General features: G+C 42.1%; 12 protein-coding genes. 6 read left to right on the top strand and 6 right to left on the bottom strand.

Features of this window, described 5'->3' with window-relative positions; genetic code table 11:
* Both BCU12_RS11805 and BCU12_RS11800 read left to right on the top strand, forming a co-directional pair.
* On the top strand, positions 1-472 hold a 472-nt coding region (locus tag BCU12_RS11805), incomplete at its 5' end, for a TfoX/Sxy family DNA transformation protein (RefSeq protein ID WP_102404446.1).
* Between the two features lie 137 nt (positions 473-609).
* Positions 610-1,302, top strand: a complete 693-nt coding sequence (locus tag BCU12_RS11800; RefSeq protein ID WP_102404445.1) for a TVP38/TMEM64 family protein — start codon at positions 610-612, stop codon at positions 1,300-1,302.
* A 95-nt stretch (positions 1,303-1,397) separates the two neighbouring features.
* Here the strand turns inward: BCU12_RS11800 and BCU12_RS11795 are convergent, their stop codons facing one another.
* The 4 genes from BCU12_RS11795 to topA form a co-directional block, all read right to left on the bottom strand.
* The gene (locus BCU12_RS11795; RefSeq protein WP_102404448.1) at positions 1,398-2,195 is read right to left on the bottom strand and encodes an alpha/beta hydrolase; all 798 of its coding nucleotides are present in this window, start codon (positions 2,193-2,195) and stop codon (positions 1,398-1,400) included.
* 271 nt (positions 2,196-2,466) lie between these two features.
* A complete protein-coding gene (gene glgA, locus BCU12_RS11790) occupies positions 2,467-3,921 on the bottom strand; it encodes a glycogen synthase GlgA (RefSeq protein ID WP_102404444.1) in 1,455 nt (484 codons plus the stop codon).
* Positions 3,911-5,128, bottom strand: coding sequence for a glucose-1-phosphate adenylyltransferase (glgC, locus tag BCU12_RS11785; protein ID WP_102404443.1), 1,218 nt, complete (start codon positions 5,126-5,128; stop codon positions 3,911-3,913). Before glgC ends, glgA begins: the two co-directional genes overlap by 11 nt.
* 676 nt (positions 5,129-5,804) lie before the next feature.
* Positions 5,805-8,447 (bottom strand): type I DNA topoisomerase, encoded by a 2,643-nt coding sequence (topA, locus tag BCU12_RS11780; protein ID WP_102404442.1) that lies wholly within the window; start codon positions 8,445-8,447, stop codon positions 5,805-5,807.
* Positions 8,448-8,791: 344 nt separating this feature from the next.
* Here topA and BCU12_RS11775 point away from each other — a divergent pair, with 344 nt between their 5' ends.
* Positions 8,792-9,040 carry a YciN family protein gene (locus BCU12_RS11775; RefSeq protein ID WP_102404441.1) on the top strand — a complete coding sequence of 83 codons (249 nt, stop codon included), beginning with the start codon at positions 8,792-8,794 and terminating at the stop codon, positions 9,038-9,040.
* Between the two features lie 54 nt (positions 9,041-9,094).
* On the opposite strand, the gene aroA is transcribed toward BCU12_RS11775, so the two are convergent.
* Positions 9,095-10,375, bottom strand: coding sequence for a 3-phosphoshikimate 1-carboxyvinyltransferase (gene aroA, locus BCU12_RS11770; RefSeq protein ID WP_102404440.1), 1,281 nt, complete (start codon positions 10,373-10,375; stop codon positions 9,095-9,097).
* Between the two features lie 267 nt (positions 10,376-10,642).
* On the opposite strand from aroA, the gene aat reads away from it, so the two are divergent.
* The 3 genes from aat to infA all read left to right on the top strand — a co-directional run bounded on the left by aat (position 10,643) and on the right by infA (position 12,362).
* Positions 10,643-11,350, top strand: a complete 708-nt coding sequence (gene aat / locus BCU12_RS11765; protein ID WP_102404439.1) for a leucyl/phenylalanyl-tRNA--protein transferase — start codon at positions 10,643-10,645, stop codon at positions 11,348-11,350.
* 13 nt (positions 11,351-11,363) lie between these two features.
* Entirely contained in the window at positions 11,364-12,062 is a 699-nt protein-coding gene (locus BCU12_RS11760) for an arginyltransferase (protein ID WP_102404438.1), read from the top strand.
* 81 nt (positions 12,063-12,143) lie between these two features.
* Positions 12,144-12,362, top strand: coding sequence for a translation initiation factor IF-1 (gene infA / locus BCU12_RS11755; protein WP_001040192.1), 219 nt, complete (start codon positions 12,144-12,146; stop codon positions 12,360-12,362).
* A gap of 94 nt (positions 12,363-12,456) precedes the next feature.
* Here the strand turns inward: infA and BCU12_RS11750 are convergent, their stop codons facing one another.
* Positions 12,457-13,035, bottom strand: coding sequence for a thymidine kinase (locus BCU12_RS11750; RefSeq protein ID WP_102404437.1), 579 nt, complete (start codon positions 13,033-13,035; stop codon positions 12,457-12,459).
* Between the last annotated feature and the right edge of the window lie 78 nt (positions 13,036-13,113).

The following is a 13,113-nucleotide window of genomic DNA, read 5'->3' as shown; positions in this document are numbered from 1 at the left end:
GGTAAACGATAAGCTTCATATTAGAGCCGACAGTCATTCCGTAAAAAAATTCCAGCAACAGGGTTATCAACCTTATGTCTACAAGAAACGTGGACACCCTGTCGTAACTAAATATTATGCTTTACCGGACAACTGGCTTAAGAATCAGTCTATTGCTCTTTCCGAAGCAAAAAGATCGCTTGATATTGCGAAGAAAGAGAGAGAAAGCCAAGCAGCCGCAAAGCCCGATAGACTTAAAGATCTTCCAAACCTTAGATTAGCAACAGAGCGTATGCTCAAAAAGGCCGGGATAGATTCTGTCTCTACGCTCGAGCAAAGAGGTGCTGTTGAAGCCTACAAAGCTATTCAGCAATCTCACTCCTCAGATATTGGCATCGAACTACTCTGGGCGCTTGAGGGGGCAATTAAGGGTACTCATTGGTCAGTGATACCTCAATCTAGAAGAGATGAACTGGCTGGTCGATTACGCTAAGAAAAATATGCTCAGAAAGCCAACACTCTCGTGTTGGCTTTCTTATTTTGATACATAAATTTCTATCAAGGATTGAAATTTATCCATCTTTCTGCTGTTCTTTATAGGCACATAACTCATCTTCTTGGCCTATTACTATGAACAAAAAAATCCTATTCGGTGTTATTCTCATCCTGACGATACTGTTTCTTACCACCAACTATGGCCATTTACTGACGCTAGAAAACGCCAAGGCACAGCAAGACTCATTAGCCCAAACCATCGAATCTAACTTCGCGTTAGCTGCACTCAGCTATTTTGCAATCTATATAATCATTACCGCGTTCTCAATTCCAGGGGCGGCGGTTGTTACTCTTCTTGGCGCGGCTTTATTCGGATTTTGGACCAGTTTGCTTCTCGTCTCATTTGCCAGTTCTCTAGGGGCAACACTCGCTTTTTTAAGCAGCCGTTTTTTACTTAAGGATTGGGTTCAAGCCAAGTTTGGTGAAAAACTTTCTACAATTAATGATGGCGTAGAAAAAGATGGTGCATTCTACTTATTTTCCCTTCGACTGATTCCTGTCGTGCCTTTTTTCCTAATTAACTTGCTGATGGGCCTAACGCCGATTTCGGCCTCTAGGTTTTACCTCGTCAGTCAGTTAGGTATGCTTCCTGGTACCGCTGTTTATCTTAACGCAGGCACACAACTGGCAAATATAGACAGCCTCTCTGGCATCGTGTCATTACCGGTCATTTTGTCTTTTGTGCTTTTAGGCGTCTTCCCTATTATTGCCAAGAAATTAATGGGCGTAGTAAAGAAATCACCTAGCGAAAATCAAACTGGCGCATAATCTGTCTAACTCCCCTAGGGAAATAAACGCTTAAACTAAAAGACCCACTGAAGCTAAGCAGCTTAGTGGGTCTTTTTTATTTAGTCATTTCGCGGCTACCGACTGCAGCTCTGAATAAATTCTATCGAGTGGCGATTAAATTCCTCTGGGCGTTCGACATTACAAACGTGACCACAGTTTGGTATTTCAAGTAGGTGGCTATCACTGTGCGCCGCAACCATCTCTTTCGCGGGTTGAATAAACATATAGTCTTGTTCACCCATTAGGTAGAGTGTTGGAATGGGCAGTTTCCTATGCTTGAAGTACCGCATCAACGGGTTCACCTCCGCTGTCAATATAAACCAACGTTTAAACTCTTTCTGACATAGCTTCTTTGCTTCTCGCACAAACATATGACGAGATTCTTTCTGATTCTTCTGGGGCATAACAACGTAAGCAAATAGTCTATATAGCCACATATAAGGAATTATATGTTTACTCAAATCTCCGAGCTTAATCAGAATTTGAGAGCGCGTATTCAATCGCGTTACCGCACCACCCAATACCATGCTATGAACACGCTCAGAGGCTATTTCAGCAATATTCTGAACGATGATCGTTCCTAAAGACATACCGACAAAATGCGCGGATCGAATTTTAAGGTGATCGAGAACTTTAAGGATATCGAGTGTGACTTCTTTAAATGTATATCGGTTTGAGATAATGTCTTTGATAAAGTGATTGGACTTACCATGTCCACGCAGGTCTAGAAGCAATATATTAAAATGCTCTTTGTAAGCTTTTATCTGCTTAAACCAAATCGATGAACTTCCCCCCGCCCCATGCACAAAGACCACCCACTCATTACTTGTGGGGTGTTCGTATGTTTTATGGAAAAGTAGAGCCTGAGACATAACGAGATAAAACCTTAGTACTGTACCAACGGGTTGAAAGTAGAAGCCTACCATATAAATAAAGAAATGTTATTCATAGCCTGTCAAAGAAAAGTGAAATGAATAGCCAACGGTTCTTTATCTCACTAAATAGTCATTATAAATGAAAGCACTAGAAGAACATTAAAGAAAACTTTTGCAGATCTGACCACATAAAAAAAGCACCTTACGGTGCTTTTTAAACGCTAAATGGAACGACAAATCGTCAATTACCATAATCTAAGAAAACTACCTATTGCACACTATTATACATCTCTAAGTAGTGTTTTGCCGCGTCATCCCAACTGAAATTCTTCTTCATCGCTTCAACTTGCAATCGACGAATCTCAGTAAGATTCTGAGCATGGAGCAGTAACGAACGCAACAGCGTGTTTAGCAATGCATTAGCGGTTGGTTCAGTGAACACAAAGCCCGTACCGTGCTCATTGTCATCATCGTAGTCCGTAACACTGTCTTTTAGTCCACCAACACCACGAACAATAGGAAGCGTGCCATAAGCCATACTGTAGATTTGGTTTAATCCGCATGGTTCAAACTCTGATGGCATAATAAAGAAATCAGAGGCTGCCTCAACCCAGTGAGCCAGTCGATTGTTATAGGCTTCAATAAACACAAACTTACTGCTGTATCGCGCTGCAATGTCTTTAAGCTGACTCGATAACACAGGGTCACCCGTACCAACGATAACGAGTTGAACGTCATGCTTCAAAAACTCACTTAATATCGGAATTAGGTAATGGATACCTTTTTGACTGGTTAGGCGACAAACCATTCCATACACGGCAATATCTTGAACAGGTAGCCCCAACTCTTCTTGCAGTGCTTGCCGACTCGCTTTTTTACCACGAACCATACTCTGTTTGGTCGCTCTGTACTTCTTTGGCAAATATTCATCTGTTTCTGGGCTCCACGATGAATAGTCACAACCATTCAAAATGCCAACGAGATCATCTTGACGCGATAAAAACTCATGGGCCATACCATGACTGCCAAGCTCCGTCTTAAGCTCTTCTGCGTAAGTTGGGCTGACTGCATTTATTTTGTCCGCACACATTACACCGGCCTTAAGCATCGTAATATGAGTTTCACTCACCGCAGCTTCAGGCACATGTCGAGTTACAAATTCGGGAACCGATTGCAGTTCGTCGTAGCTAAAGACACCTTTGAAAACAGCATTGTGGATGGAAATAACACTGCGAATCGAATGATAAAACTCATCACGTTGATGGCGAACTGTCAGAAAATATGGCACAAGGCCAGTATGCCAGTCATTAGCATGAACAATATCAGGCTTAAAGCCCAACTTAGGCAGCATATCTAGGCTAGCAGCGCTAAAAAAAGCAAACCGTTCGCCATTGTCCGCATACGCTTGATTATTTTCCGCATACATCTCTTTGCGATCAAAATATTTATCACAGCGTATCGCATAAACTGGAACGCCGCCGACCGCTGTTTCAACAACTTGATACTCAGTGTGAGGCCAACTTTCGAGCTTAGTGCTCAATAGAACGTTCGCTTCCGCAATATTAGGAATCTGGCTATAAGCAGGGATCGCCAGTTTAACATCTTGCTTTAAGTTCTGTAGCGCCTCAGGCAGTGCCTTAGCGACATCCGCTAAGCCACCACTTTTGATCAATCCTTCAACTTCAGATGCTACAAATAAAATAGAAAGTTTCTTAGTAGCCAACTTTTGCACCTTTAGCAATAACCACTACACCATCTTCCGACACATGGAAGCGTTTTTTATCTTCTTTAAGGTTAACACCAATCTGTGTACCTGGTGCAATGTCTGCATCTTTATCAACTATAACTCGACGTAAAACACAGCCTTCGCCAATCTTAACGTCACCTAGCAAGATACTTTCACTGATATCACAGGCCGATGCGATGTTACTTCTAAAGCCTAGAACTGACTTCTCAATTCTCGAACCACGAACATAACTCCCGTTACATACAAGGCTGTCGATAATCTGCACGCGGCCGTTAACTGAGTCAGTAAACGTAGCGGGTGGTAAAGCCGGATAGAATGTGTGAAGAGGCCACTTGCGATTGTATAAAGAAAAAGGCGCATCTTTCTTAAGTAGGTCCATATGTGCCTGCCAGTAAGCATCAATCGTTCCTACATCGCGCCAGTACACTTCTTCTTTTTCGCCAGTAATCTTGTTAGTGCTGAAGTCATAAACAAATACGTCACCGCGTGGGTACATGTTTGGAATGATATCCTTGCCAAAATCGTGTGAAGAACCTTCTTTGTCAGCATCTTCTATCAATTCCGAGTAAAGATTCTTAGCTTCAAAGATATAGTTGCCCATTGACACTAACGCGTGCTCTGGATCACCCGGAATTGATTTTGGATTTGCAGGTTTCTCTTCAAAGCCAACCATACGACCTTCAGCATCAACTTCAATAACACCAAATTCAGAGGCTTCTGATAATGGCATACGTAAAGCCGAGACGGTCAATGAGGCTTCTTTCTCTTTATGAAAATCAAGCATCTGCTTAATGTCCATTTTATAGATGTGGTCAGAACCAAAGATGCACACTTGATCGGGTTCTGCGAGCTCCATAAATCTTAGATTTTGATAAATCGCATCTGCCGTTCCCTCATACCAACGCTTACCCGTTCTCATCTGAGCTGGAATAGGATCGATAAAACGGTCGGTAATGCCGCTAATATTCCACCCTTTTTTCATATGGTGAAAAAGAGACTGGGACTTGAATTGCGTCAAGACATAAATACGCATTAAATCAGCGTTTACAAAATTATTTAAAGCGAAGTCGATCAAGCGATAACTGCCTCCAAATGGAACCGAAGGTTTACTGCGAGATTCCGTTAGAGGTCTAAGGCGGGAACCCTCACCACCAGCAAGGATCATTCCTAATACACCAGCCATTTTTTTCTCCATTAATTATTTTATTTTTTTGTCAACACCGCAATTGTTAGAATTTGGGGGGCGGTGTTGTTATCCGTTTAACTAAAGCCAACTTAATTCATATTTTTTATACAAAGCAAGCTTATACACGTTAACTGCTTCTAAAATAATTACAATTTTAAATATGCAATTACGTTAATTGAACGCTGTTTTCCTACATACATTCTTGCCTAGCTCACAGATATTGCTGAATAAAAAACAAGTTAATAACATTTACAACACAAGACCTCTATAACCATAGAGCCCTTGCTCTATCTGGGCTAAACGTAAATCAATAACTTATAATTGGCCAACGCCAGATTCAAATATAGCCATCGTTTAATTAAGATAATCACCAAGAATAATTATTCACCATCAATTCACGACGCGCATGAGTTTTCAATAAGATAAGCCGATGTTGCTCCAGATGTGTCATCTTTAGGATCGTGCATAGAATGTTAGTTTTTTTTGAATACTCGATTTAAATCGGTCTTATACCGCTACTATCTATCCGAATAACCATATAGACAATTTGTTACACTTAGAGTGCATGGCGCTTGTCTTATTCTGTGAAATCGCAAAATCTTGGTCAAAGCTATTCAGGGTTGGTCATACTTAAGACAAAAAAAAGCAGCTCATTATTGAGCTGCTTCCTAGTTTATTTTTTCTTATCTTCTTTTTTGGGTTTCTTACGCTTGTCCGTAATCTCCCATTTTCCATCGATATAAAGACCTGTCCAACCGGAAGGCTTGCCATCAATTTCTGAGCGGATATAGTTCTCTTTCGACTTACGGCTAAATCTCACCACCGTATCACGACCATCAGGGTCCTTCACTGGCGCATCGGCAAGATAAGTAAACTTAGGCGATAAACGATCCTTAAAGCGAGCCAACTCAGCAACTAACGGAGCACGTGTCTCCCTTGATTTAGGGAAGTTACTCGCCGCCATAAATAGACCTGAAGCGCCATCTCTCAAGACAAAGTATGCATCCGAATTTTCACACGGTAACTCTGGTAAATGGACTGGATCTTCTTTCGGTGGCGCGACCTCACCATTTCTCAAAATCTTACGAGTGTTCTTACATGTTTCGCTAGTGCAATCCATGTACTTACCAAAACGGCCATTTTTAAGCACCATATCAGAACCACATTTATCACACTCAACAAGTGGGCCGTCGTAGCCTTTCACTTTGAATTCACCAAACTCAACGACATAACCATCACAGTTAGGGTTATTACCACAAACATGCATTTTGCGCTTTTCGTCAATCAGGTACGCATCCATTGCGGTTTCACAAATTGGACAACGTTTCTTTGCTCGCAGAGCTTCAGTTTCAACGTCTTCTTCAAGTACGTTGATAATGCCTTCCTCATCACCGAGGTTTATGGTCGTTTTACAACGTTCTTTCGGTGGAAGCGCATAACCAGAACAGCCCAAGAATACACCAGTTGAAGCAGTACGTATTCCCATAGGACGAGAACAAGTTGGACACTCAATATCTGTTTCAACGATATTGTTTGGCTTCATGCCACCTTCAGTTTCATCGAGATCAGCGGTTTCTAAATCCCCGGTGAAATCAGTAAAGAAGTTGTCTAGCACTCCTTTCCAACCCGTATTGCCTTCTGCAATTTGGTCTAATTTCGCTTCCATTCGAGCGGTGAAATCGAAGTTCATCAAATCATCAAAACTGTTGTCTAGACGATCAGTGACAATCTCTCCCATTTTCTCAGCATAGAAACGTCTCTGGTCAACTTTAACGTATCCACGATCTTGAATCGTTGAGATAATTGAAGCGTAGGTCGATGGGCGGCCAATACCGCGCTTCTCAAGCTCCTTAACCAAGGCTGCCTCTGTAAATCGAGCCGGTGGCTTAGTAAAGTGCTGTTTCGGATCGAGCGCTTCAAGCGTCAATGCATCGCCAACCTGAACCGCTGGCAAAATCTGATCTTCATTTTTACCCAATGGGCGCTGAACACGCGTCCAACCATCAAATTTAAGGATTCGACCTTTCGCTTTCAGCGTATACTCGTCGGCTTTCACGCTCACCGTTGTGGAATCGTATTTCGCTTTGGTCATTTGACAGGCAACGAATTGATTCCAGATCAGCGTGTACACTTTCTGAGCGTCAGGTTCCATACCCTGCAGATCTTCAGTTTTAACTTCAACACTAGAAGGTCGGATCGCTTCGTGCGCCTCTTGAGCACCTTCTTTACTTCCGTAGCGTAAAGGGCTTTCCGGTAAGTAGCTTGCGCCATACTCACTATTGATAAACTCTCTCACAGACTCTACAGCCTCTGAACTTAAGTTCGTGGAGTCTGTACGCATGTAAGTGATGTAACCGCCCTCATAGAGCCTTTGAGCAAGCATCATTGTCTTTTTAACGCCATAGCCTAAGCGAGTACTTGCCGCTTGCTGAAGAGTAGACGTGATATAAGGGGCCGATGGCTTACTTGATGTTGGTCGATCTTCACGCTTGCACACTTCATAAGCGGCTTTTTCTAACGTGTTAACTGCTGCAAGCGCATCTTTTTCATTGGTTGGCTTGAAGGCCACGCCATCTTTTTGAGCGACTTGTAAGCGGAAGTTCGTCTTAGTAGAGGTCAGAGTATCGGCATGAATGTCCCAGAACTCTTCAGGAATGAACGCTTTAATTTCGCGCTCACGCTCAACCAATAGCTTAACCGCAACAGACTGAACGCGGCCAGCAGATAGTCCACGTGCAACTTTTTTCCAAAGTAGTGGAGACACCATGAAGCCCACTACGCGATCCATAAATCGACGTGCTTGCTGAGCATTAACACCATCCATGTTCAACTCGCCCGGTTTTTCAAAGGCTTGCTGGATGGCATTTTTGGTAATTTCATTAAAAACTACGCGCTTGTATCGCTCTTCATCGCCACCGATAATCTCACGAAGGTGCCATGCGATAGCTTCTCCCTCGCGGTCCAAATCGGTCGCGAGATAAACATAATCTGCGTCTTTGGCGAGTTTTTGTAATTCTGCAACAACCTTCTCTTTACCGGGCAGAACCTGGTAATTCGCTTCCCAATCGTTATATGGGTTGATGCCCATCTTTTTGATAAGAGCTTTACGATCTTTCTCTTTTTTTATGCGTGCTTTTTCTTCTACACTCATACCCTTGGTAGAAATAGCTGCAGCTTTCTTGCCGGTGCTTTGACCTGCCGTCGGAAGATCTCGGACATGACCGACGCTAGATTTAACGATGAAATCTTTACCAAGGTATTTATTGATTGTTTTTGCCTTGGCTGGTGATTCCACTATAACGAGTGATTTACCCATAATTGACTCAAATGTCCTTTATCGCTGAGCGAATTTATCGCATGACATACTCAAATGCGTGTTCTTTTTTTACTATCGAGCGAGATTACAAGAAGATCAATATCTTTTTTTAAAAAATAAATTCAACTGGTCGACAATTCAACAAAATCGCGAGTTACTCAACTGGAAAGAAAAGACTCATGTCTCAATAAGTTAGCCCATACTAAACGTGCAAGTGATTGTGTTTCTAGTACTTCACATAAAACTTAGTCGTAAATCACAAAATGCAAAGTCACAATTCTGATTGAATTTCCTTTTTTCTGACATAAACTAGGCCTAACTTTGATTTAGCGAAAGAACGAACCATGTCGACTAAAAAGCCAATTGCAAAATTTGAGCTGTTGTTAATTGCCAACCAATTGATTCAAGACCACAAAGACTACATTGAAGGAATGAGAGCCACTTCAGTAGAAGAAAAAGACGAAGTTTTAGTCTTTAAAGGCGAGTACTTTCTGAATGAAGACGGGCTTCCCACCGCCAACACAACCGCAGTATTTAATATGTTTAAATACCTTGCACTCCATCTATCAAAAGAGTTTACCCTGCTAGACTAAAAAGCTTGCCTAAATGGCAAGCTTTCGTTCAGTGTTTATACTTCATAGCTGTGATTAAGAACTTAATTCAGCCAGCTTTTCGAAATAGCCTGGGAAGGTTTTTGAAGTACACTTAGGATCATTTATGGTAACGGGTGTATTACTCAAAGCAACGAGTGAGAAACACATAGCCATACGGTGATCATCATAAGTATCAATTGCGGCATGCTTCAACTCAGGCGTCGGCTTAACAATAATGTAATCTTCACCCTCTTCCACTTCAGCACCAACCTTGCGTAATTCCGTTGCCATTGCAGCCAATCGGTCAGTCTCTTTTACGCGCCAGTTATACACGTTGCGAATTGCCGTGGTCCCTTTAGCAAAGAGCGCTGTAGTGGCAATCGTCATCGCAGCATCAGGGATATGATTGTAATCCATGTCGATACCAACTAACTCACCACAACGAGAGATAACATAGTCGTCACCCCACTCAATTTCTGCACCCATTTTCTCAAGCGCATCAGCAAACTGTACGTCACCTTGAATGCTATTCTTACCAATACCTGTCACCTTAATTTCACCGCCCTTAATTGCTGCAGCAGCAAGAAAATACGACGCAGAAGAAGCATCACCTTCAACAAGGAAATCACCAGGAGCGATGTAAGATTGACCCGATTTAATGACAAATGATTGGTAGTCATTGTTAATCACATCCACACCAAACTGCTTCATAATGTGAAGCGTAATATCGATGTAAGGCTTGGAGACCAAATCACCTTCTATATTGATCGTAATATCGCCTTTCGCAAGTGGCGCAGACATTAAGAAAGCGGTTAAAAACTGGCTTGAAATAGAACCGTCAATGGTAACTGTTCCAGCATTTAAGCCTGTAGCATTAATTTTTAGTGGTGGGTAATCTTCATTTTCAAGGTACTCAATATTGGCACCGGCTTGACGAAGCGCGTTGACCAAGTGTCCAATCGGACGCTCTTTCATTCTAGGTTCGCCTGTTAATACAAACTCCCCGGCTCCAAGGCACAAAGCCGCAGCCAATGGGCGCATTGCTGTACCTGCATTCCCAAGAAAGAGTTCTTGCGCTTGCTCTACGTTAAATGCTTCACCAAGGCCAACCACTTCACAGACGGTTTTATCTTCCGACAACTGATAGCTTACACCGAGTTGTGTCAGAGCATTCAGCATATGCCGAATGTCATCGCTATCGAGTAGGTTGGTTAAACGTGTTGTTCCTTTTGCTAAGGCTGCAAGAAGTAAAGCACGGTTAGACACACTCTTTGAACCCGGTAAATTCACGACACCATTAATTTTATCTATCGGTTGTAACGTAAGGCTTTCCATTAAACTTATTTATCCTTGATTTCATTGCGAAGACGATTAAATCTGAGCAATGTTGAAATTTTTTCGTACTGGCAGACTAACCAAAATAAGGGCTGAACTCCAGATCTAATCCATCAATTGTTAGAAATTATTTACGGTTCAATTTTAACATTTAACCGCCGTACTCTTGACAATACCCTTACACGTTTAGAAACGAGCAATTACTGACAAAGTAAGTAAAAGTGAATACCATGATTAAACGATGATTTTTAAACTATAGAACACCTTATGGCTATCTATTTACCTGAGCTGTCACCTGATAAACTTGAATTTCCTTCTCCACATGAAGCGATGTCAGAACCTAATGGACTTCTAGCGTTTGGAGGCGATCTCTCAGCAGATCGTATTTATACTGCTTATCAGCAAGGTATCTTTCCTTGGTACGGCCCTGGAGAGCCCATTCTGTGGTGGAGCCCAGCCCCGAGAGCCGTATTTGACCCAACGACCTATTCCCCTTCACGAAGCGTAAAGAAGTTTCAGCGAAAGCATCAGTACCAGGTCGGGATTAATCACGCCACTGATCAAGTGATCCGTATGTGTGGCGAAATTAGGCCAATAGAGGAAACATGGCTAAATTCTGATATGCAGGATGCATACGTCGAACTTGCCAGACAGGGAAAATGTCATTCTGTTGAGGTCTGGGAAGATGATGAGTTAATTGGCGGATTGTACGGTATTCAAATCGGACAATTGTTTTGCGGCGAATCTATGTTTAGCTTAAAAGACAATGCGTCTAAAATCGCACTTTGGTACTTTTGCCATCATTTTCAGAGACATGGTGGTAAGTTAATTGATTGCCAAGTGATGAATACTCACCTAGCATCACTTGGAGCGGTTGAGCTTCAGCGAGACGAATTTCTAGATTCGTTGCTATTATTAAAGCATCAATCCGTAGAAAACACCTGTTTCCAAACTCAATGGCTAGTGTCACCCTAGTGAAGGACTTTAGATGAGCTCTGATATTCAACAGATCAGAATTGGTTTAACCGATAGTCACGCATGCAGCTATCTCACGAATAGAGAAGAGCGTGTCGCTGTTGCACTTGATACACAAATGCACTCTGCTTCAAGTTATGAAGTGCTATTAGCCAATGGATTTCGTCGAAGCGGAGACACTATATACAAGCCTCACTGTGATAATTGTAATGCATGCAACGCGTTAAGAGTGTCTGTTCCTGATTTTCGATTATCAAAAAGTCAAAAACGCTTAAAGTCAAAAGCTCAAAACTATACATGGGCACTAAAGGATGAAATGGATGAAGGGTGGTTCACACTATACTCTCGCTATATTAATGAACGTCATCAATCAGGCAGCATGTACCCCCCAAAACGTGATGAATTCGCCCGTTTTTCTAACTGCGCTTGGTTAAATACTCAGTACCTTCATATCTACGATGAAGAAAAGCTTATCGCTATTGCGGTAACCGATGTGATGAGCAATAGCGCCAGTGCCTTCTATACCTTTTATGACCCTGACGTACCGCTTTCTCTCGGAACATTCGCTGTTTTAAGTCAAATCGAATACTGCTCAAAGCAAGGAAAACAGTGGCTTTATTTGGGATACCAAATAGATGAATGCCCAGCCATGAACTATAAAGTCCGATTTCATCGTCATCAAAGGCTAGTAAATCAACGTTGGCAAGGGTAGAATACGCTCCAACTTGACATAATTCCCATTTTTTCGGTGCTTAAAAGCCGTAAAAATTGCCAAATTTCTAAAGAGGATTAAATGGCTAAAGAAGACGTAATTGAGATGCAAGGCACTGTCCTTGATACTCTTCCAAACACAATGTTCCGTGTTGAGCTAGAAAACGGCCACGTAGTTACAGCTCACATCTCTGGTAAAATGCGTAAGAACTACATTCGTATTCTTACTGGTGACAAAGTAACTGTAGAGATGACTCCATACGACCTATCTAAAGGCCGTATCGTCTTCCGTGCTCGTTAATCTCTGACTGCCTAGCGCATTCCGAATTAGTCGAATACAAACAAAAAACGGAGCAATCGCTCCGTTTTTTGTTGCCCGCAATATAAGTCAAAAACTATTTACCAAGCGCTTCTTTATAATGCAGACGGCACACAGATACATAACGGTCATTACCGCCAATCGCTACCTGGTCACCTTCAGCAATGGCATTGCCCGCTTCATCGGTTCTTATCACCATATTGGCTTTTCGGCCGCAATGGCAGATTGTCTTCAGCTCGACTAGTTTGTCAGCCCACGAAAGTAAGTATTTGCTACCCTCAAACAGTTCGCCCAAAAAATCCGTTCTAAGCCCGTAGCAAAGTACTGGAATATTGAGTTTGTCTACAACTTCAGTCAGTTGATAAACCTGTTCTTTTGAAAGAAACTGACACTCATCAATCAAAATACAGTGACGTTTCTCAACCTCATTAAGATGTGTAATTTCTTTATAAAGATTAGTTTCAGAACGAAACAGCTGAGCCTCTGCCTGCAAGCCGATTCGAGAACTTACCTTCCCTATACCATAGCGATCGTCAAGCGCGGCGGTGAAGATTAAAGGGGTCATTCCTCGCTCTTGATAATTAAATGAAGATTGTAATAGCGTTGTTGATTTACCCGCATTCATTGCCGAGTAATAGAAGTACATTTGAGCCACAGAGGTTACCCACCTTGCTTAGTAAATTGGATGCTTTGAAAATTTAGAATGAGGCAGAAAAAAGGGCTAATGAATCAG

It is taken from the genome of Vibrio sp. 10N.261.55.A7 (genome assembly GCF_002877365.1).
Lineage (GTDB): Bacteria > Pseudomonadota > Gammaproteobacteria > Enterobacterales > Vibrionaceae > Vibrio.
This window is presented reverse-complemented; position numbering and strand designations above follow the sequence as displayed.

Coding starts and splice junctions, on each gene's coding strand:
- BCU12_RS11800 (WP_102404445.1), top strand. CDS start 610: ATGAACAAAAAAATCCTATTCGGTGTTATTCTCATCCTGACGATACTG.
- BCU12_RS11795 (WP_102404448.1), bottom strand. CDS start 2,195: ATGTCTCAGGCTCTACTTTTCCATAAAACATACGAACACCCCACAAGT.
- glgC (WP_102404443.1), bottom strand. CDS start 5,128: ATGGCTGGTGTATTAGGAATGATCCTTGCTGGTGGTGAGGGTTCCCGC.
- topA (WP_102404442.1), bottom strand. CDS start 8,447: ATGGGTAAATCACTCGTTATAGTGGAATCACCAGCCAAGGCAAAAACA.
- BCU12_RS11775 (WP_102404441.1), top strand. CDS start 8,792: ATGTCGACTAAAAAGCCAATTGCAAAATTTGAGCTGTTGTTAATTGCC.
- aroA (WP_102404440.1), bottom strand. CDS start 10,375: ATGGAAAGCCTTACGTTACAACCGATAGATAAAATTAATGGTGTCGTG.
- aat (WP_102404439.1), top strand. CDS start 10,643: ATGGCTATCTATTTACCTGAGCTGTCACCTGATAAACTTGAATTTCCT.
- BCU12_RS11760 (WP_102404438.1), top strand. CDS start 11,364: ATGAGCTCTGATATTCAACAGATCAGAATTGGTTTAACCGATAGTCAC.
- infA (WP_001040192.1), top strand. CDS start 12,144: ATGGCTAAAGAAGACGTAATTGAGATGCAAGGCACTGTCCTTGATACT.